Annotated in this window: 18 protein-coding genes; all 18 read left to right on the forward strand. The window is 62.9% G+C overall.

Annotated elements, in window-relative coordinates; translation table 11 throughout:
- The first annotated feature begins 1 nt into the window (after position 1).
- The 18 genes from ABWK72_RS03310 (at position 2) to ABWK72_RS03395 (ending at position 18322) form a co-directional block, all read left to right on the forward strand.
- Positions 2-787, forward strand: a complete 786-nt coding sequence (locus ABWK72_RS03310; protein ID WP_367873362.1) for a gamma-glutamyl-gamma-aminobutyrate hydrolase family protein — start codon at positions 2-4, stop codon at positions 785-787.
- A 58-nt stretch (positions 788-845) separates the two neighbouring features.
- Positions 846-1418 (forward strand): hypothetical protein, encoded by a 573-nt coding sequence (locus ABWK72_RS03315; RefSeq protein WP_367873363.1) that lies wholly within the window; start codon positions 846-848, stop codon positions 1416-1418.
- Between the two features lie 73 nt (positions 1419-1491).
- Complete coding sequence (locus ABWK72_RS03320; RefSeq protein ID WP_367873364.1) at positions 1492-2046, forward strand: hypothetical protein; 555 nt, start codon at positions 1492-1494, stop codon at positions 2044-2046.
- Positions 2047-2130: 84 nt separating this feature from the next.
- Positions 2131-3378: a M48 family metallopeptidase gene (locus ABWK72_RS03325; RefSeq protein ID WP_367873365.1), complete on the forward strand. Its 1248-nt coding sequence runs from the start codon at positions 2131-2133 to the stop codon at positions 3376-3378.
- A gap of 56 nt (positions 3379-3434) precedes the next feature.
- Positions 3435-4451, forward strand: coding sequence for an aldo/keto reductase (locus tag ABWK72_RS03330; protein WP_367873366.1), 1017 nt, complete (start codon positions 3435-3437; stop codon positions 4449-4451).
- Between the two features lie 204 nt (positions 4452-4655).
- Positions 4656-5855: a KamA family radical SAM protein gene (locus ABWK72_RS03335; RefSeq protein ID WP_367873367.1), complete on the forward strand. Its 1200-nt coding sequence runs from the start codon at positions 4656-4658 to the stop codon at positions 5853-5855.
- A gap of 58 nt (positions 5856-5913) precedes the next feature.
- Positions 5914-6138: a hypothetical protein gene (locus ABWK72_RS03340; RefSeq protein WP_367873368.1), complete on the forward strand. Its 225-nt coding sequence runs from the start codon at positions 5914-5916 to the stop codon at positions 6136-6138.
- Positions 6139-6158: 20 nt separating this feature from the next.
- A complete protein-coding gene (locus tag ABWK72_RS03345; RefSeq protein WP_367873369.1) occupies positions 6159-6944 on the forward strand; it encodes a hypothetical protein in 786 nt (261 codons plus the stop codon).
- 48 nt (positions 6945-6992) lie between these two features.
- A complete protein-coding gene (locus tag ABWK72_RS03350; protein ID WP_367873370.1) occupies positions 6993-7505 on the forward strand; it encodes a DUF5069 domain-containing protein in 513 nt (170 codons plus the stop codon).
- A gap of 215 nt (positions 7506-7720) precedes the next feature.
- Positions 7721-8704, forward strand: coding sequence for an AAA family ATPase (locus ABWK72_RS03355; RefSeq protein WP_367873371.1), 984 nt, complete (start codon positions 7721-7723; stop codon positions 8702-8704).
- Between the two features lie 58 nt (positions 8705-8762).
- Positions 8763-9662, forward strand: a complete 900-nt coding sequence (locus ABWK72_RS03360; RefSeq protein ID WP_367873372.1) for a DUF58 domain-containing protein — start codon at positions 8763-8765, stop codon at positions 9660-9662.
- A gap of 3 nt (positions 9663-9665) precedes the next feature.
- Entirely contained in the window at positions 9666-10184 is a 519-nt protein-coding gene (locus tag ABWK72_RS03365) for a hypothetical protein (RefSeq protein ID WP_367873373.1), read from the forward strand.
- Positions 10181-11182: a VWA domain-containing protein gene (locus tag ABWK72_RS03370; RefSeq protein ID WP_367873374.1), complete on the forward strand. Its 1002-nt coding sequence runs from the start codon at positions 10181-10183 to the stop codon at positions 11180-11182. The genes ABWK72_RS03365 and ABWK72_RS03370 overlap by 4 nt, the downstream gene beginning before the upstream one ends.
- Entirely contained in the window at positions 11179-13263 is a 2085-nt protein-coding gene (locus tag ABWK72_RS03375; RefSeq protein WP_367873375.1) for a VWA domain-containing protein, read from the forward strand. The genes ABWK72_RS03370 and ABWK72_RS03375 overlap by 4 nt, the downstream gene beginning before the upstream one ends.
- A 15-nt stretch (positions 13264-13278) precedes the next feature.
- Complete coding sequence (locus tag ABWK72_RS03380; RefSeq protein ID WP_367873376.1) at positions 13279-15729, forward strand: tetratricopeptide repeat protein; 2451 nt, start codon at positions 13279-13281, stop codon at positions 15727-15729.
- A gap of 31 nt (positions 15730-15760) precedes the next feature.
- Positions 15761-16414 (forward strand): peptidylprolyl isomerase, encoded by a 654-nt coding sequence (locus ABWK72_RS03385; protein ID WP_367873377.1) that lies wholly within the window; start codon positions 15761-15763, stop codon positions 16412-16414.
- Between the two features lie 159 nt (positions 16415-16573).
- The gene (gene plsY / locus ABWK72_RS03390) at positions 16574-17284 is read left to right on the forward strand and encodes a glycerol-3-phosphate 1-O-acyltransferase PlsY (protein WP_367873378.1); all 711 of its coding nucleotides are present in this window, start codon (positions 16574-16576) and stop codon (positions 17282-17284) included.
- A 27-nt stretch (positions 17285-17311) separates the two neighbouring features.
- The gene (locus ABWK72_RS03395; protein ID WP_367873379.1) at positions 17312-18322 is read left to right on the forward strand and encodes an NAD(P)H-dependent glycerol-3-phosphate dehydrogenase; all 1011 of its coding nucleotides are present in this window, start codon (positions 17312-17314) and stop codon (positions 18320-18322) included.
- Positions 18323-18325: the final 3 nt, after the last annotated feature.

Consider the following 18325-nt stretch of genomic DNA (forward strand, 5'->3'; position numbering starts at 1 on the left):
CATGTTTCACCGCCACTGGATCACCTTCGCCGCGGTATTCGCCGCCGCTTGGCTAGGCTTCCTAGCCTGCCACAAACAGACCGAGCCGCAAGCGCCGGCTCCCGACGCCGTGCGGGAGACACCGCTGATCGGCATCGCCAGCGTGAATGCCGATACCTACGTCCGCGCCGTGCGCCAGGTCGGAGGCATCCCGGTGATCCTGCCGAACTACGACGCGGATCCCGCGACCATCGCAGCCTATCTGGAGCGACTCGACGGCTTGCTGATGCCGGGCGGAGCCGACATTCCGCCTGCCGAGTATGGCGAAGCGCAGGACCCGACCGTCGAGTTGCTCGACGGGAATCGCCTGAGCTTTGAGAAAGCCTTGGGCAAGGCGTGGATCGAGAAGACCCGCAAGCCGCTGCTCGGGATCTGCCTGGGCAGCCAATGGATCAACGTCCTCCATGGCGGCTCGCTGGTGCAGGACATTCCCAGCGAGAAAGGCGGCAATCATCGTGGGACCACCCACAAGGTCACGCTTGAGGCGGGTTCCCGCTTGCAACGGATTTTCGGTGAGACGGAGTTTGAGGTGAACTCGTGGCACCATCAGGCGGTCGATGTGACGGGCAAGGACCTCCGCGTCGCGGCACGCAGCCCGGACGGGGTGATCGAAGCCACCGAGACCACCGATCCGCAGCGCTTCCTGATCGGGGTGCAATGGCATCCGGAGAAGCTGATGCCCGCTGATGAACGGCAGGCGAAGTTACTCAAGGCCTTCGTGGATGCGGCGGCCACCAAGAACCCCTAGCCGCAGCATCGCGATGTCTTGACGTTCAGGACCCGTTAACTAAGATCCCGCCCATTCCATGGACGCGAATCCTTACGCAGCTCCTCTCACCACAGCAACCCCGCCACCTCTGGCAAGCGATGCTGACATGATCCGCCGTGAGCACATCAAGCACGAGGCTTCGGTGAAAGGGGTTGGTTCCTTGTACTTCATCGGCTCGCTATTCCTCGTTATCGGCGGGGCCGGGCTGATCATCGCAGCGGTAGGTGGCAATGCAGGAGCAGCGGAGGTGGGATTGATGGTGCTCCTCCCTGCGCTTGGTATCCTCGGATTCTGGGTGGGCTACGGACTCCGCAAGCTTTCTCCGGCGGCGCGAGTGGTCGCCGGGGTCCTCACCGGTATCAATCTGGTGCTCTCGATCTTCGGCCTGCCGCAGAGCATCCTCGCCATCCTGATCAATACCTACATCTTGAATCTCCTCTTTTCGAAGAAGGGTGCCATGGTCTTCAGCGCGCCTTATAAGGAGATTATCGCCGCGACTCCCCACATCAAATACAAGACCTCGATCGTGGTCTGGATTGTTCTCGGGATCTTCATTCTGGTGATTCTCGCCGGTGTGGGCATTGCGATCTTCGGATCGCTTCGCCACTAGATGAGGCTACCGGTTCTCTGGCACGAATCCCATTGCCAGCGGCACCTTCACCCGAGACCATCCGGGTTAACCGATGGATAAGGAGAATTCGCTCGCGGAGGCCTCGGGCAGCACGGTTTCGCTGGCCCCTTCTCCGGCGGTGGAAGGACGGAGCTATTTGCGGACCGAGGCCCGGGTGCGTGGGCTCGGGCTGCTCTTCTTCGGCTTGGCACCCGTATTCGCTCTCTTGATCTTGGTCCACATCGTCGGCGATCGGTCCTCCGGAATGGTGCCCCATGCACCGAAATGGATCCCGGCCTCCTTGTTCCTTCTTGCCGCCCTGAGTGTCTATGTAGGCGTGGGCTTGCGGTGCCTCAACCCGCGGGCGCGGGTCGCAGGAGCGGCGATCGCCTGTTTGGCGCTGTTCTTTCCTTACGGAGCGGTGGCGACGTTCTGGACGATTTGGGTGCTCTATTCGCGAACGACGAAGACGGTGTTTTCAACGGACTACCGGCGCATGGCGGCAGAGGCGGGGCGGCAGAGGCCCGAACTTTCGTGGCTTGATACCTTCGGCTTGGTCCTGCTGGTTCCCGTTCTTTCGATTGGAGTCATGCTTGGTTTGGCGTTAATGCTCTACAGGTGGTATTGATTTCTTCACCCGGGGAAGGCACCTCGCTGAGCCGACAATATCCGCTATCCACCGCCGCCAAGCCGGTACATCGTCGCCCCCGAGATGGAGTTGAATGCCTTGGCGATCGTGATCCTGCTGGCCTTGTTCGGCCTGTGGAAACTGGATTTCATTGCGACGATCCTGAATCTGAAGGCGCTGTCTCCGGACCTGCCGAAGGAGTTCGCGGATGTCTTCGATGGCGAACGCTACGCGCAGTCGCAGGCCTACACGCGGGAGTCGGCGCGCTTCGAGATCATCCATTCCACGGCATCGCTGTTCATCCTGCTGACCTTCTGGCTGGCGGGCGGATTCGGCTGGCTGGACCGTTTCGCGCGCGACATCGCCCCCGGCGAGCTGCCTGCGGGGCTGGTCTTCCTCGGCCTGCTCTTCGTCGGGCAAATGCTGACCCAACTCCCCTTCTCGATCTACGACACCTTCGTGATCGAGGAGAAATTCGGCTTCAATAAAACGACGCCGAAGACTTTCGTCATCGATCAGGTGAAGGGCCTGCTGCTGGCCGCCTTGCTCGGCCTGCCGCTGGCGGCGGGTATCCTCTGGATCTTCGGCCACGTGGCAAATGCCTGGCTCTGGGCCTGGGGCTTTTTCGTGACCTTCCAGCTCTTCCTGACCTGGCTGGCACCCACTCTGATCCTGCCCTTGTTCAACAAGTTCACGCCGATGGCCGACGGCCCGCTGCGCCAGGCGATCGAGGCAATGGCGCGCAAGTGCGGCTTCCCGCTCGGCGAGATCTCGGTGATGGACGGCTCGAAGCGCTCGACCAAGGCCAACGCCTTCTTCACCGGCTTCGGCAAGAACAAGAAGATCGCGCTCTACGACACCCTCGTGGAGGAGCAGACGCAAGGCGAACTGGTCGCCGTGCTAGCGCACGAAATCGGGCACTTCAAGCTGAAGCACATCGTGCAGCGGCTGGCCGTATCGATCGTTCAAGCCGCGGTGCTGTTCTATCTGTTAGGCCTGGTGATCGGCGGCGGGGCCTTCTCGCGGATGCTCTTCGATGCCTTCGGCGTGGAGATCATCTCCGCGCACGTCGGGCTGGTGCTGTTCGCGTTGCTCTTCGCGCCGGTCAGCCGCCTGCTGGGGATCGCGGCGAATGCCTGGTCCCGGAAGCACGAGTTCGAGGCGGATGCCTTTGCCGCGAAGGCCACCGGCGAGCCGGAATCGCTGGTGACCGCACTCAAGAAGCTGTCCGCAAAGAATCTATCGAATCTGACGCCCCATCCTTTCCGGGTATTTCTCGACCACAGTCACCCGCCGGTGCTCGTGCGGATCAAAGCTCTCCGCGCACTCTGAGATTTCAGAATTTCAGATTTCAAATATCATCTTTCATCCATCGAATTTCTACCTCCATGTATTCCGCCGACCCATCCCGCTACGACGGCCGCATGCCTTACCGGCGTTGCGGTGATTCCGGCCTCAAGCTGCCCGAAATCTCGCTGGGGTGCTGGCACAATTTCGGCCATGTCGACGATCAGAACGAGGCGCGCGCGATCCTGCGCCGCGCCTTCGATCGTGGCGTGACCCACTTCGACCTGGCGAACAACTACGGCCCGCCGCCAGGCAGTGCGGAGGAAAACGTCGGCCGCATCCTCGCGGAAGATTTCGCCGCGCACCGCGACGAACTGGTCATCTCCACCAAGGCCGGCCACGACATGTGGCAAGGACCTTACGGAGAATGGGGTTCCCGCAAGCACGTGCTGTCCTCGCTCGACCAATCTCTCAAGCGGCTGCGGGTGGACTACGTGGATATCTTCTACTCCCACCGCCCGGACCCGAAGACCAACCTGGAGGAAACCATGTCCGCGCTGGCGACGGCGCTCCAATCCGGCCGGGCGCTCTACGTCGGGATCTCGAAGTATCCGCTCAAGATGCTCAAGAAGGCGGTCAAGATGCTGAAGGAAATGGGCGTGAATTGCCTGATCTATCAGCCGCCCTACTCGATCCTGAACCGCTGGCCGGAAGCCGAGGGCATCCACGATTGGCTGGATGACAAGGGAATCGGCTCGATCGTTTTCAGCCCGCTCGCGCAAGGCATGCTCACTGGCAAGTATGTGGACGGAATCCCCGAAGGCTCGCGGGCGGCGCGGGCGGAGGGCTTCCTCCAGACCTCGCAGGTGGATGCCCAGATCGAGAAAATCCGTGCCCTGAACCAGATCGCCGGCGAGCGGGGTCTCAGCCTCCAGCATCTGGCCCTGCGTTGGGCGCTCGACCAGCGCGGCGTGACCTCCGCCCTGATCGGCGCTCGGACCGTCGCACAGCTCGACGATTCGCTGGCCGCCCTCCAAGCACCCTCGCTGGATCAGGACGCTTTGGATCTGATCGACTCGATCGCCCCGGCGGTGAAGAAGGATGACGCGGAAGCGTAGCGGAGAATGTCGAATGCCGAATTTTCGAATGCCGAATGAAGTGTAGTTCTGAAGGCTTTAAAAGCTTTCCAGACTACTCAATCGGCATTCGGTAACTCCGAATTCGACATTTTCCGGGAAGAATTCCGGTCGAACCTCCTCCCTGCCCCTCCCAAATCCCTCATTTGACAGGGACCGGAAGCCCTCTAATTTCGCGGAACCCCGATGGGCCAACATACCGACTTCGACCCCGCCTTCCGTTCGCATGCACCAGGCTACTGGCCCGCGGAAGCGATGACCGACTGGCACGACGCCACCTGGCAGCTCAAGAACCGCGTTTCTTCGCTGTCAGCCCTTGAAGCCCGCCTCCACCTCACGGACGAGGAGAGAGCGGGCGTGCTACTCGCTGGCACCAAGCTGGCGATGTCGATCACGCCGCATTTCTTCAATCTTATCGATCCGGACGATCCCAACTGCCCGATCCGCCGCCAGGTGATCCCGCGGATGGAGGAAGGCTGGGACGCGCCCGAGGAAATGGCCGATCCATGCGGGGAAGATTCGCACATGCCGGTGCCGGGCCTGGTGCACCGCTATCCGGACCGGGTACTGTTCTTGGTGACAGACCGCTGTGCTTCCTACTGCCGCTACTGCACCCGTTCGCGGGTCGTCTCCGGCGTGGGCGAGCAGCATCTGGAAACCCAGTGGGAGGCGGCCTTCAAGTATCTGGAGGAGCACACCGAGGTGCGCGACGTGCTACTTTCCGGCGGCGATCCCCTGCTCTTCTCGGATGCGAAGCTGGAGAAGATCCTCAGCCGCCTGCGGGCGATCCCGCACATCCAGTTCCTGCGGATCGGCTCGCGGATCCCGATTTTCCTGCCCCAGCGGATCACTCCGGAGCTGTGCGCGATGCTGAAGAAGTATCACCCGCTGTTCATTTCGATCCACACCAACCACCCCCGCGAACTCACGCTGGAGGTGAAGGAGGGCCTCGAACGGCTGGCCGATGCCGGCATCCCGCTGGGCAACCAGAGTGTGCTGCTGAAGGGCGTGAACGATTCCGTGGAAGTCCAGAAAGCGCTCGTCCACAAGCTGCTGATGTGCCGGGTGCGGCCTTACTACCTCTATCAGTGCGATCTGATCCGCGGCTCCTCGCACTTACGGACCTCGGTGTCGAAGGGCCTCGAAATCATCGAGGGCCTACGCGGCCACACCACCGGCTACGCGATCCCGCAATTCGTGATCGATGGCCCGGGCGGCGGCGGCAAGATCCCGCTGAATCCGAACTACGTGGTCCACCGCGACCACGAAAAGACGGTCCTCCGCAACTACGAGGGCGAGATCTTCGAGTATCCGGAGCCGACGCCGATCCCTTCCATGGAGTTGGAGCGGTTGAAGGACCGGGCCAGCGCGGGTTGCGGGGGGTGACCCACGGTCCAGGAACCGCGGGATTGCATCGGGCAGCGAATCCGGCTAGCTTTATTCCGTGAGCGAAAGCGCCATCGCACCCGTTGTCCGGGAAATCGCGCCGCCTGAATTGGTGGCGCGAGCGGAGGCATTGAGACGCAAGTTCCCCGGCTGCTTCTGGTATTGGGATCCCGACGCTCGCATCCGCTATCTGGACGATCTCCGCGAAGTCGTGCTTCAGCTTCGCAAACACGGTGATCGGGAGGCATGGCTGGCCGCGCAAGAATTCCACAAATGCCTCTAACCGGCTTCCAACGCGAGATCTTGGCGCTTCTCGTCGCGAACCGCTCGGAGGCAAGCCATTTCGCCGGCGGGCTTGTCCTCAACGCGAACGACGAATCGGCTCGGTTCTCTAACGATTTCGATCTATTCCACGACGTCGTGGCCGACCTTGCGGCCCACAGTGAGGCGGATGTCGCCGCACTTGCGACTTCGGGATACACGGTCGAGAAACTGCTTTCCTACGGGACTTGGGATAGACCCACCTCTTTCCGGAAGGCGGTCGTTAGAAAAGACGACAATCAGTTGGAGATCGACTGGGCTCACGATTCGGCTTTCAGGTTCTTTCCGATCGTTCCCGACCCATTGCTGGGATGGCGGCTCCATCTTTTTGACATGGCGACCAACAAGGCGCTCGCCCTTTCCGCCCGAACGGAAACCCGCGACTATATCGATATCGTCGAACTCGGGCGAATCTACCCTTTGGAAGCGATCATCTGGGCGGCCTGCGGGAAAGACGAGGGCTTCAGCCCCCAACTTCTCCTCGCGATGATGCGACGCTTCGCAAAAATCAGTCCAGGAACGGTGGAAAAGATCAAGGCCCGCGATCTCGATCCGATTGCCTTGAAGATTCAGTGGATCGAGATGTCCGACCGGGCCGAAGCGGAGATTACCCGGATCGCCGACGCCATGCCAGACCTCCCGCCGGGCGTGGCGTTCGTAAATGAGCAAGGCGAGCCGGGGTGGATAGGAACCGACTCGACCCTGAAATTGCACCACGGCTCCATCCGCGGCTGTTGGCCCATGATCCACGGCATCCACGTCCCCTAGACGTTCCCGGGCTTGCACCTCCAGAATCCTACACCAGCTTAGCTGCTCATGACTTGGAACGACCGCTTTCTCGAACTCTTCGACCGCTCTGTGAAACGCTATCAGTCGGGAGACAAGGATTTCACCGGCTACTACACCGCGGCGGACTCGGCGCTTCTGGCGGAGATCGGCTACAAGCCGAGGGAATTTTTCGATTTCGTGGAGGATTTCTGCGAGGAAGAAGTCCCCTCGGCTTCGACCGCGTTGCTGGTCGCGGCGGTACGGCGGGACTACTTCCAAGTCGTCATGCACGGCAAGCCGGGCACCAAGGAATTGAGCCGTGACGACGTGCCGACCTTCGGCGACGTGTTGGAGGGCATCCCCTACCTGCCCCGCCTCCTGGCGAAAGCCCGCGCCAAACTGCGCGGCGAACTCGACCCGGATCTCATGTTCGGCTGCGGGGGTGACCGGAACTTTTTGGAGAAAAATGGCGGGCTGCATCCGGCCGACTTCCTCCGCCAAGTTTGGGCGGCCGACGGCGACGACTCCAAGGTTTTGGCGTGGATTCGCTCGAAACATTGAGCTGCCTCGGGGATTCCGGAGCCGGGTGATCGCGGACCAGCAGCTCCTGCAGCTGGCCATGGGCTTCGGATGACACGTACTTTTGCGACATCGTTTGCGCCCCGGTGTTCCTTTTTCAGACAGCCTTTGACACCCGGGGCGCTTTGCCCGGTGCCGCCGCGGATTCGCGCTTGGCGGTTGCGGGATGGATTGAGCAAGATTTCCGAAAGCCACAGATGACTACAGAAGAATTGCAGGAACGGATCGCCGCGACGAGCGGGTGGATCACCTCGGTAAAAGAGGAAATGGGGCGGGTGCTGGTAGGCCAGGAGAGTCTCGTGGACCGGTTGATCATCGGACTGCTGTGCAACGGCCACATCCTGCTGGAGGGTGTCCCCGGTCTGGCGAAGACGCTGGCGGTCAAGGCGCTGTCCGGCTCGCTCGAAGCCAGCTTCGCGCGCTTCCAGTTCACGCCCGACCTGCTGCCAGCGGACTTGCTGGGCACCATGGTCTATAACCCGCAGGAGGCGAAGTTCTCGCCGAAGCTCGGCCCGATTTTCAACAACCTGATCCTCGCGGACGAAATCAACCGTGCCCCGGCCAAGGTGCAATCCGCGCTGCTCGAAGCGATGCAGGAAAAGCAGGTCACGCTGGCCGATACCACCTACCGTCTGCCGGAGCCATTCCTGGTGCTGGCGACGCAGAACCCGATCGACCAGGAGGGCACCTACCAGCTTCCCGAAGCACAGCTCGACCGCTTCCTGCTCAAGGTGAGCGTCGGCTACCCGAGCAAAGAGGAGGAACTGATCGTGCTCGACCGGATGGCGAATTCCGCCCCGGTCTACCGGACCAAGAACGTCGCGACCCCGCAGCAGGTGGCGGAGTCCCGCTCACACGTGAACCAGATCTACATCGATCCGGCGGTGCGGGAATACATCGTCGATTTGATTCGTGCGACCCGCTTCCCGGCGAAGATCGATGCCGGCCTCAAGCACCTGATCCGCTCCGGTGCCTCCCCGCGCGGCACCATCAACCTGGCGCTCACCGCCCGCGCCCGCGCCTTCTCGGCCGGCCGGGCCTTCGTGACCCCGCAGGACGTGAAGGACATGGTCCACGACGTCCTCCGCCACCGCATCCTGCTTACTTACGAGGCGGAAGCCGAAGAGGTAACCACGGACCAGATTCTGGATCGGGTAATGGCAAAGGTGCCAGTGCCGTGAAGTGCCAAGTGAGAAGTTCGAAGTTCCAAGAAAGGCTGAAGAGGAAGGCAAAACGCGGATGACCGAGGCCGAGCACATCGAGGAGGTGATGAACCGGGTCCACAAGCTGGAGCTGAAGGCCCGGCGACTGGTGCGGGAGTCCTTTGCCGGCGAGTATCAGTCCTCGTTCCGCGGCCAGGGCTTGGATTTTGACGATTTCCGTGAATACCAGCACGGAGACGAGATCCGCTTCATCGATTGGAATGTCACGGCGCGCATGGGCTCGCCCTACATCCGGAAGTTCCGGGAGGAGCGGGAGCTCGCGGTCATCCTGGCGGTGGATGTTTCCGGCTCCTCGGATTTCGGCAGCGTCCATTTCAGCAAACGCGAGGCGGCGGCGGAAGCGGCGGCGATCCTCGGCTTCAGCGCGGCAGGCAATGGCGACAAGGTCGGCCTGCTGCTCTTCGCGGAGGAGCCGATCCTATTCGTGCCGCCGTCGAAGGGCACCCGCCACGTCCTGCGGATCGTCCGCGAGATCCTGATGGCCGATCCACCACCGGGGAAAAGGGGCACCTCGATTGCAGCAGCCTGCGATTTCCTGATCCGGACCCTGCGGAGGAAGGCCTTCGTGTTCATGATCTCGGACTTCTTCGACGATCCGCTCGAAAAGCCCTTGGGCAAGCTCGGGCGCAAGCACGAGATGATCGCGCTACAGATCTCCGATCCCCTTGAAATGTCCCTGCCCAAGGCCGGCAAGGTGGTCCTCACCGACCCGGAAACCGGGTGGGAAGTCCTGGTCAATACCAACAATGCCAACCTGCGCATGGGCTACGAGAAGCTGATGCGGCGGCAGGCCGAAGGACTTCTCGCCGTCTGCAAAAAGCACGCGATCGACCACGCCCAGCTTTTCACCGATCGCGACCGGCTGCGCGACTTGCACCTTTTGCTCAAAAAACGCGCGAAGAAGCGCACCCGTTGACCGATGGCCGAGCCGACCGACGAAACCTTCGTGCTGCGGGATCCGATTCCGGCGGAACCTTTGCTGCCCGATCCCGGCCTGCCGCTGTGGGCCTGGGGTCTGATCGGACTCGGGGTGCTGGCGCTGGTCGCCGGGCTGATCGTCCTGCTGCGCAAGCGAAAGCCCCAAGGCCTGGTAAATCAGGAATCGGCCCGGGAGGAAGCCTTCCGGCGGGCCATGGCAGAGCTGCAAGGCGGCGGGGGCCAGACCATCCAAGAGGCGGCGACGTCCGTCTCGATCACGCTGCGGCGTTATCTCGCGGTGGCTTCCGGCGATCCGGCACTTTTCGAAACCCACGAGGAATTTGTGGCCCGCCACCAGTCTCTTGCTTCTTATCCCGAGGACTTGCGGAGCAGTACCGCCGAAGGATTTTCACATTTGGCGCGTTTGAAGTATGGTCCTGAAGCAACTGGAGATCCGGTGGCGCTATATTCAGCGGCGCGTCAACTGCTTGAGCGCCTTCACCAGCATCGTCCCGCATGAGGGCCTTCATTGAACATTTCAAATTCGCACAGCCGGAGTGGCTCCTCCTGCTGATCCCCTGCGCCCTGCTCTTTCTCCTGCGGCGCGGGCGTGGCGCGGAGGCGGCGCTGACCTTTTCCTCGCTCTCCGTGCTGGTGAGCTTGGGCGCGAAGGTGCGGCGCTCCGCCTTCTCCATCGGATTCCCGCTGGCGATTCTGGCGCTGGTCCCGGCGATTTTCGCGATGGCCCGGCCGGTCTGGCGGAATGAATACCACGCCAAGACGGCCAGCGGGATCGACATCGCGATTGCCTTCGATGTCTCGCTGTCCATGAGCATCCCCGATTTCAAGACCCCGGATGGCCGGGCCCTGACGCGGATCGATGCGGCCAAGAAGGTGGTCCACAATTTCATCGCCGCCCGTCCGGATGACCGGATCGGTATGGTAATCTATTCCGGGCGGCCTTATTCGGTAAGCCCGATCACCTTGGATCACGACTGGCTCCTGAGCAGCTTCAAGCAGGTCAACCTGAACATCCTCAAGGAGATGGGCACGGCGATCGGTTCCGCCATCGCGGCCGCTTCCAGCCGCCTCGATTCGCGGGATGCCAAGAGCAAGATCATCATCCTCTGCACCGACGGCGCCTCGAATTCCGGGAAGATCTCCCCCATCGAGGCTGCGGAAAATGCCAAGAAACTGGGCATCAAGATATACACCGTGGCGATCGGCACCGAAGAAGGCCGCGTCTCCAGCCAAATCCAGCGCTTCGCGCGCCAGGAATTCGACCTGCCGACCTTGCGGAAGATCGCCCAGATCACTGGCGGCGAGCACTACTGGGCGCAGGATGTCGCCCAATTGGAAAACACCTTCAAAACGATCGATCAGCTTGAGAAGTCGGAATCCGTGTCGCGAACGGTGATCGAAGACGTGGAATTGTTCCCTTGGTTCGTCGGATCATCGGTCTTGGCTGCGCTGGTGGCAGCCTTCCTGCTGGCCCTCAACCCTCCGCCCGCGCCATGACTTTCGCCCAACCCGCCTGGCTTGCGCTGTTGCTGCTGGTCCCCCTGTTCACGGTGGGAGCGGTGCTGACGGCGCGTTTGCGCCGCAAGCAGTGGTCGGCCTTCGCGGCCCCGCGGCTGCGGCCGAAGCTACTGCGCCGCGGCAGCCCCCTGCCCCGCTGGTTCGCCTTTGCGCTGTTGATGGCGGCGACGATCCTGCTGGCCTTCGGCTTGGCCCGCCCGCAGACGACCAAAGGCTTGTCGGCCGAGACCACCCGCGGACGTAATATCCTGCTGGGACTGGACCTTTCGCGGAGCATGCTGGTCAGCGATCTGAAACCCGACCGGCTGACGCAGGCGAAGACGCTCTGCTACGAACTGATGGAAGCCCTGCCGAGCGACCGGATCGGGCTGATCGGCTTCGCTGGCGAGCCCTACCTTTTCGCCCCGCTCACGGTCGATCACGCGGCGGTGCGTGAAACCATCGACCAACTCGACATGGATTTCATCCCGGTCGGCGGCTCGGATCTGGAAGGCACCTTGGAACTGGCGATCAAGACGCTCAAGGACACCGGGCAAAAGGAGAACGCCCTGATCCTACTGACCGACGGCGACGAAACCACGGGCCGGATGAGCCGTCTGGCCGCGGAGGCGAAGAAGGCCGGGGTCTACATCTTCGCCATCGCGGTAGGCACCGAGCAGGGCGATTTCATCCCGAACAAGGATTTTCCGGATGGCAAGCACCGCGACCGCTCCGGCAACATCGTGCGCAGCGGGATCAACACCACCGGCTTGAAGAAACTCGCCGCGGAGACCGGCGGGCGTTTCGCGGTGGCGACTTCCGCGGCCAGCATCCCGGACATGGTGAAGGCGGCGATTTCCGATATGAAGCAGTTCGAGATCGCCGGGAAGGACCGCTTCGTGCCGGTCGAGTATTACCAGTGGTGCGTGCTGCCCGCGATCTTGTGCCTGATCGCTTCGGTGATCGCCGGCACCCGCTGGCGCGGCCTCGGCCCGGCCAGTTCGGCGGGTGTTGCCGCCCTGCTGCTTGCCTTCGCTCCGCAACCGGCCCGCGCGGGGACCGAACATAATGATGCCTTGAAGGCCATGAAAGAAGGGCGGCATGCCGATGCCGAGGATTTCTACGACAAGCTGGCCAGCGAAGCGGAAGATTCCGACCAAGCCTTCCGCTACCGGCTTGCCCAAGGCACCGCCGCCTACCGGCAGGGCGATATCGAGACCGCGCGCCACGCCTTCAGCGAGGCCCTGCGCTCCGAGAATCCGAAGGTCCGTGCCGCGGCCCATCACGGGCTTGGCACCATCCTCTTCGACAGTGGCTGGAAGCGGCTCTCCAACAACGCCGCCTATCCGAAAATCAATCCACCGGAGAGCGACGGAAAGAAGGCCGATGCCTTCAAGCAGATCACGGATGCCGTGCTCGGGCTTTCGAAGAAGAAGGACAGTGCGGAGAAGCAGGATCCCATGGACCAGTTCGACGGAATGGTCCGCCAAGCCCTCTCCGAATGGATGCAGGGTTCCCTGCCCGATAACGGGGACACGGCTGGATTCGACCGCTTCAGCGGCGTTCTCACCGACTGGGTGGACAGCATCAAGCACTTCGATTCCGCTCTCCGCTACGATCCCTCGCTGGAGGCCGCGCGCCACAACCGTACGCTCACGGTCAAACATCTCAAGAAGCTGCGCGAAATCCTCGAAGAGGTTCAGGAGAATGCCCAGCAGATCCAGCCGATGCCCGGCCCCGGAGAGGGTGAAGGCGAAGGCGAGAAGCAGCCGGGCAAGGGCGAAGGCGGCGACCAAGAGGGCGAAGGCAAAAACGGCAAGAACAAGGGCAAAGGCAAGGGCGAGGAACGCGAAGGCGAAGAGGGTGAAGGCGGCGACGAAGAGCGCGAGCAGGGCGAGGGCGGCGACCATCCCGGCGACAAGGGCGACGACGGTGACAAAGAGAACGGCGGCAACAAGCCCAAGGCCGGCGAGTCCCCGGAGGATGCCGCCCGCCGCATCCTCAAGGAGAATGCTGATTTCGAAAAAGGCGCGCTCGGGCCGAACCGCATCGAATACCGCCAGCCGGACAAGGACTGGTAATCATTTCCAACGACTGTGAACCGATTGTTTTCATTCCTGATCGCCGCGGCGGCCCTGCTGGCCACGCGACCCATGAGCGCCGCGCCCCTCGTCGCGACGAATATCAGCAGCCGCTTCCTCGTCACCGGGGAACAGGCGGCTCTGGAAATCATCTATCCCGGCGAGGATGCACCGCTCGAGGAGCCGGTGATGGAGATTCCGGAGGTGGACAAGCTCATCATCCGCCCGATCACCATACACGGCTGGCAACGGCGGATCAGCATCGGGAAGCGCTGGGAATACTGCTACCAATTCGCGGTCGCAGGCTACTATCCGGGGGACTACACCATTCCCTCGATCGAAGTCAGCATCGATGGCGACAAGCGGCGCACCTCGCCGGTCGAGTTGCGGATCATCGACGAAGCGAATCTGAAGTGGGCGAAGGTGATGGCGGAGGGGCGTGAGATTCGCTACGCCGCCGCCTTCCACGCGCTGAAGGGCAATCCCTATGCCGGGGAAAAGCAGCCGGTGGAGCTCAAGCTTTACCTCCCCGCGGAGCAAGGGGTGGAGGATTGGGGTATCCCTGACTTCGAGCGCGACGGCCTCTCGGCGTGGCGCTTCCAGCCGCAGCAGCAGAATACCCGCATGGGCAGCATGGGCAGCCGCAGGGCCAGTATCCTGGGCCGGCCATACCACGCGGTCAGTTATCCGAGCACGATGTCCACCAACCGCGCCGGGGAATCGACGCTCGGCCCGGCATCCGTGAAGATCCAAGCGGTGGTCGGCATGGGCGGCGGCTTCAATTCCGCCGACGTGCAGCCGCTGACGCTGGAGATTCCGGCCATCAAGCTCAATTCGAAGCCGCTGCCGCCCGGGGCTCCCGAGGGTTACACCAATGCCATCGGCCAATTCGAGATCGCGGTCCGCTCGCGGGAGACGGAAATCCGCGAGGGGGATCCGGTGACGGTCCAGATCTCGGTCAGCGGCTCGGGCAATCTCGATGCCCTCGAGGCACCCAAGCCGATCGACGTCGATGGCTGGAAGCTCTACGAAAGCTCGGCTGCGGAGCGCGGCGAAGAGCGGCGCGAAATGTGGGGACAGGTGGATTTCCGCCAATTCATGCGGCCGCTCCGGATGCAAAGCGCGATCCCGCCCTTCCGCCTCGTCTATTTCGATCCCGCCAAGAATACCTACGAGACCCTGCTCTCCGACGCGATCCCGCTGACGGTGCTGCCCTCGACCGCGCCTCAGGTAGCGGGCGCCGCGGTCCCGCAGGCCCTGCCGATGCCCTTGGAGGAGATGACCGACATCCTAGGCATTATCAAGAGCCCCGCCGCCCTGCTCTCGAAGCGCATTTCCCTGCCGTCCTGGCTGTGGCAGGTGATTCCAGCGCTGATGGTGATCGGCCTCCTGATTCGCATCACCCGGCAAAAGATCGGCCCGCGGCTGCAGAAGGATCCCGACCAGATCGCCCGGGAGAAGGAATGGCGCGACGTCGAGCGCGCCCCGGAGCAGACCGGCGCCTTCTACCGTAGCGTCGGCCATTTCATCGAGCGTTGGCTGGGCAATAGTAGCGATCCGCTGATTGCCGAGACCTTGGCCAAGCGCAACGAGGTCTGCTTCCGCCAGGACGTGGCGGAGTCGAAGATTGACCGCTCCGAGCGCCAGCGCGTGCTCAAACAACTGCGGCGGATCGCCTTGCCATTGGTGCTCGGATTCCTGGCGCTCTCGGCGCAAGCCGGCTTCGGCCAGGAAGATCCGGCCAAGGCCTTTGAAGAAGGTCGCTACGGGGATGCCGCGAAGGCCTGGCTGGAGAGCGGACCCTACGAACAGCTGCCCGCGGACACGCTTTTCAACGTCGGCAATGCCGCCTACCGCCTGGGCTCGCCGGGCGAGGCGGCGCTCTACTACCGCCGGGCGCTGCTGCTCGATCCTTCCCACCCCGAAGCCCGCCAGAACCAGCGCTTCCTGGAGCGGAAGTTCGGCTCGATCTCGATCCAGCGGCCCGATTACCAGCATACGCTCGCGCGGGTTCCGCTGGGCGTCTGGAAGAGCTTCGTTTGGGCCTCGATCTGGATGATCGTCGTGGCCGTTCTGATCTTCCCCGCGACCCGGCCGGGCGCGGGCGTCCGCGTGGTCTCCATCGCATCCTTCATCACCGCGCCTCTGCTCGCGGCGGCGGGGCTGGTGGCATGGCACTTCTATCCGGACGACGCCCGCTTCGCGCCGCTGGCCGAGCAAGTGGTGGTCGTTTCCGACATGGCGGTGGTCCGCACCGATGCAGCCCGCAGCGCGCCGAAAGTGATCGAGGCGCCCGCAGGCTCGCTCTGCCGCATGATCACGAAGAGTGGCGACTGGGCCTACGTGGCCTTCACCAATGACAGCCGTGGCTGGCTGCCGCTCTCCGACATCGAGCACATCATCCCCGAAGGCCAGCCCGCGCCGCCCAAGCTGCGCCCCGCCCAGAAGAGCGAGAGCAACGCCTGAAGCGCCTTTTCCCAACCTAAGAAACCAAGACATGAAACGCCGTCTAATCCTCGCCCTTGCCCTGTTCGCCCCCTTCGCCTTCGCCCAGGAGGAGAAGAAGGAAGCCGAGCCCGCCAAGCCCGCCGCCGCTGCGGCCGGGGAGCGCGTCCGCTTCACCACCAGCAAGGGTGATATCGTGATCGAATTGAACAGCGAGAAGGCCCCGGTCACCGTGGCCAACTTCCTCTCCTACGTGAAGAAGAAGCACTACGACGGCACCGCCTTCCACCGCGTGATGAACGGCTTCATGATCCAGGGTGGCGGCTTCGAGTCGAAGGACGGCAAGCTGCTCGAAAAGGAAACCGGCCCCGGGATTAAGAACGAGGCCTCGAACGGCCTCAAAAACGACCGCGGCACGATCGCCATGGCCCGGACCAGCGATCCGAACTCCGCGACCGCCCAGTTCTTCATCAACGTGGTGGACAACGCCGGCCTGAACGCCCCGAACCCCGATGGCCACGGCTATGCCGTCTTCGGCAAGGTCGTGGAAGGCATGGACGTGGTGGACAAGATCAAGGCCGTCGCCACCGGCACCAAAGCCCTGACGCAGCGCGGCCCCGGCGGCCAATCCGCGACCAGCCCCGCCCCCAACGTCCCGACCGAGGACGTCCTGATCAAGAGCGCCGAGGTGGTGGCCCCGAAGTAAGCCTAACAATTTCTCTCAAGCGCGATCCCTCGACGGGGATCGCGCTTTTTGTTACGGCTACTTCCAGCCCGCTGGGCAGACCTGTTTCCATGAAGCCTTGCGGAGTAACCCGCCTCTGGGGGTGACATCGGGGCGGCTTTCCTCTACTCAAGCGCCCACATGCAGCTCTGGCTCTGCCCGCTTCTCGCTTTCCTGCTCGGATCCATTCCCTTCGGGCTCTTCATCGCGCGCTCGAAAGGGATCGATATCCGCCAGCACGGCTCCGGAAATATCGGCGCGACCAACGTGCTGCGGGTGGTGGGCAAGAAGCACGGGATCTTCTGCCTGATCCTCGATGCGCTGAAGGGATTCATCCCGACCCTGCTGGCGATCACGCTGATCCAATTCAAGGGGCAGAACACCGGGTTCACCTTCCACAACCTTCTGGATCAGGGGTACATCTTCAGCGCGGCGGATCAGTGGAAGGCGCAAAGCCTGCACGTCCTCACGGGGCTCTTCTCGATTCTCGGGCACAATTACTCGCCGTGGGTCGGCTTCAAGGGCGGAAAGGGCATCGCCACCTCCGCAGGCGTGCTTATCGCGCTGGCACCACTGGTCGTACCTGTCCTCATCGTCGCCTGGGTCCTGATTTTCATCATCAGCCGCTACGTCTCGATGGCTTCCATCGGAGCAGCGGCGCTGCTTCCTTTGATCGTCATCTATGGCTCCTGGCGCCACGGAAAGCTCGCCACGGGTGAGTGGAACAAACCGCTGTTTGTCTTTTCCGTCGTCATCGCCGTCTTGGCGATCTGGAAGCACCGCACGAACATCAAGCGGATCATGGCTGGAACGGAGAGCCGTTTCGAACGGAAGAAGAAAGCCGTTTCCTGAAGTCCCCTCCCCGACTGCCTTTCCACGATGCCCGACTTCAATTTTTCTTCCGCCGCCATCCTCGGCACCGGCTCCTTCGGCACCGCGCTGGCGCGCCTGCTGGCCACCAAACTCGAACGGGTCGAGATGATCGGCCGGGACCCGACGGTGGCGGAGAGCATCAATGCCACGCGCCACAACTCGCGCTATCTCGCGGGGGTCGAACTGCCGGAAAACATCACGGCATCGACCTCCTTGGGAAATGCCGCGGCGCATCCTCTGGTCCTCTTCTGCGTGCCCACCGCCGCGACGCGCGAAACGGCCAAGCATCTCGCGGAGGCAGGCCTGCCGCCGGGCGCGGTACTGCTGTCCTGCGCCAAGGGCATCGAGCGCAATACCGGCGAGCGCATGAGCGAGATCCTGCACGAACAATTGCCGCTGCAGCCGCTCGCGGTGCTATCGGGACCGAACCACGCAGAAGAGATCGCCGCCTGTCTGGCGACCTGCGCGGTGATCGGCACGGTGGACGAGGATCTGGCGCGGCGCCTGCAGGAACTTTTCACCACCCCCCATTTCCGCAGCTACACCAGCGACGACCTCGCCGGCATCGAATACGGCGGCGCGATCAAGAACGTCTACGCTATCGCCGCTGGCATCGCCGCAGGGCTCGGCCTCGGTGACAATGCGATTGCGGCATTGGTGACGCGGGCGCTTGCGGAAATGACCCGGCTCGGCACCCGGCTTGGCGGACGGATGGAAACTTTCGCGGGTCTATCGGGCGTCGGCGATTTGATTGCCACTTGCTTCTCGAAGCACTCCCGCAACAACCGCGTGGGCCTAGCCCTCGGCCAAGGCAAGACCTTGGAAGAAGCGACCTCCTCGCTCGGCATGGTGGCGGAAGGCGTGCCCAACACGCTTTCGATCCACGAGACCGCCCAGCGCGCCGGCGTGCGCACGCCGATCATCGATGCGGTGCACGCGATTCTCTATCGGGACATGCCCGCGGCACGCGCCCTGCATGAACTCCTCAACCGCGACCCCCGGCCCGAAAACGACTGAACG

The organism is Luteolibacter sp. Populi, from assembly GCF_040801775.1.
Classification (GTDB): Bacteria; Verrucomicrobiota; Verrucomicrobiia; order Verrucomicrobiales; family Akkermansiaceae; genus Haloferula.

What these genes read in the sequence shown, in the direction of transcription:
- ABWK72_RS03335 (WP_367873367.1), top strand. Translation starts at nt 4,656, where the DNA reads ATGGGCCAACATACCGACTTCGACCCCGCCTTCCGTTCGCATGCACCA.
- ABWK72_RS03310 (WP_367873362.1), top strand. Translation starts at nt 2, where the DNA reads ATGTTTCACCGCCACTGGATCACCTTCGCCGCGGTATTCGCCGCCGCT.
- ABWK72_RS03350 (WP_367873370.1), top strand. Translation starts at nt 6,993, where the DNA reads ATGACTTGGAACGACCGCTTTCTCGAACTCTTCGACCGCTCTGTGAAA.
- ABWK72_RS03360 (WP_367873372.1), top strand. Translation starts at nt 8,763, where the DNA reads ATGACCGAGGCCGAGCACATCGAGGAGGTGATGAACCGGGTCCACAAG.
- ABWK72_RS03375 (WP_367873375.1), top strand. Translation starts at nt 11,179, where the DNA reads ATGACTTTCGCCCAACCCGCCTGGCTTGCGCTGTTGCTGCTGGTCCCC.
- ABWK72_RS03365 (WP_367873373.1), top strand. Translation starts at nt 9,666, where the DNA reads ATGGCCGAGCCGACCGACGAAACCTTCGTGCTGCGGGATCCGATTCCG.
- plsY (WP_367873378.1), top strand. Translation starts at nt 16,574, where the DNA reads ATGCAGCTCTGGCTCTGCCCGCTTCTCGCTTTCCTGCTCGGATCCATT.
- ABWK72_RS03320 (WP_367873364.1), top strand. Translation starts at nt 1,492, where the DNA reads ATGGATAAGGAGAATTCGCTCGCGGAGGCCTCGGGCAGCACGGTTTCG.
- ABWK72_RS03325 (WP_367873365.1), top strand. Translation starts at nt 2,131, where the DNA reads ATGGAGTTGAATGCCTTGGCGATCGTGATCCTGCTGGCCTTGTTCGGC.
- ABWK72_RS03395 (WP_367873379.1), top strand. Translation starts at nt 17,312, where the DNA reads ATGCCCGACTTCAATTTTTCTTCCGCCGCCATCCTCGGCACCGGCTCC.
- ABWK72_RS03355 (WP_367873371.1), top strand. Translation starts at nt 7,721, where the DNA reads ATGACTACAGAAGAATTGCAGGAACGGATCGCCGCGACGAGCGGGTGG.
- ABWK72_RS03330 (WP_367873366.1), top strand. Translation starts at nt 3,435, where the DNA reads ATGTATTCCGCCGACCCATCCCGCTACGACGGCCGCATGCCTTACCGG.
- ABWK72_RS03370 (WP_367873374.1), top strand. Translation starts at nt 10,181, where the DNA reads ATGAGGGCCTTCATTGAACATTTCAAATTCGCACAGCCGGAGTGGCTC.
- ABWK72_RS03385 (WP_367873377.1), top strand. Translation starts at nt 15,761, where the DNA reads ATGAAACGCCGTCTAATCCTCGCCCTTGCCCTGTTCGCCCCCTTCGCC.
- ABWK72_RS03315 (WP_367873363.1), top strand. Translation starts at nt 846, where the DNA reads ATGGACGCGAATCCTTACGCAGCTCCTCTCACCACAGCAACCCCGCCA.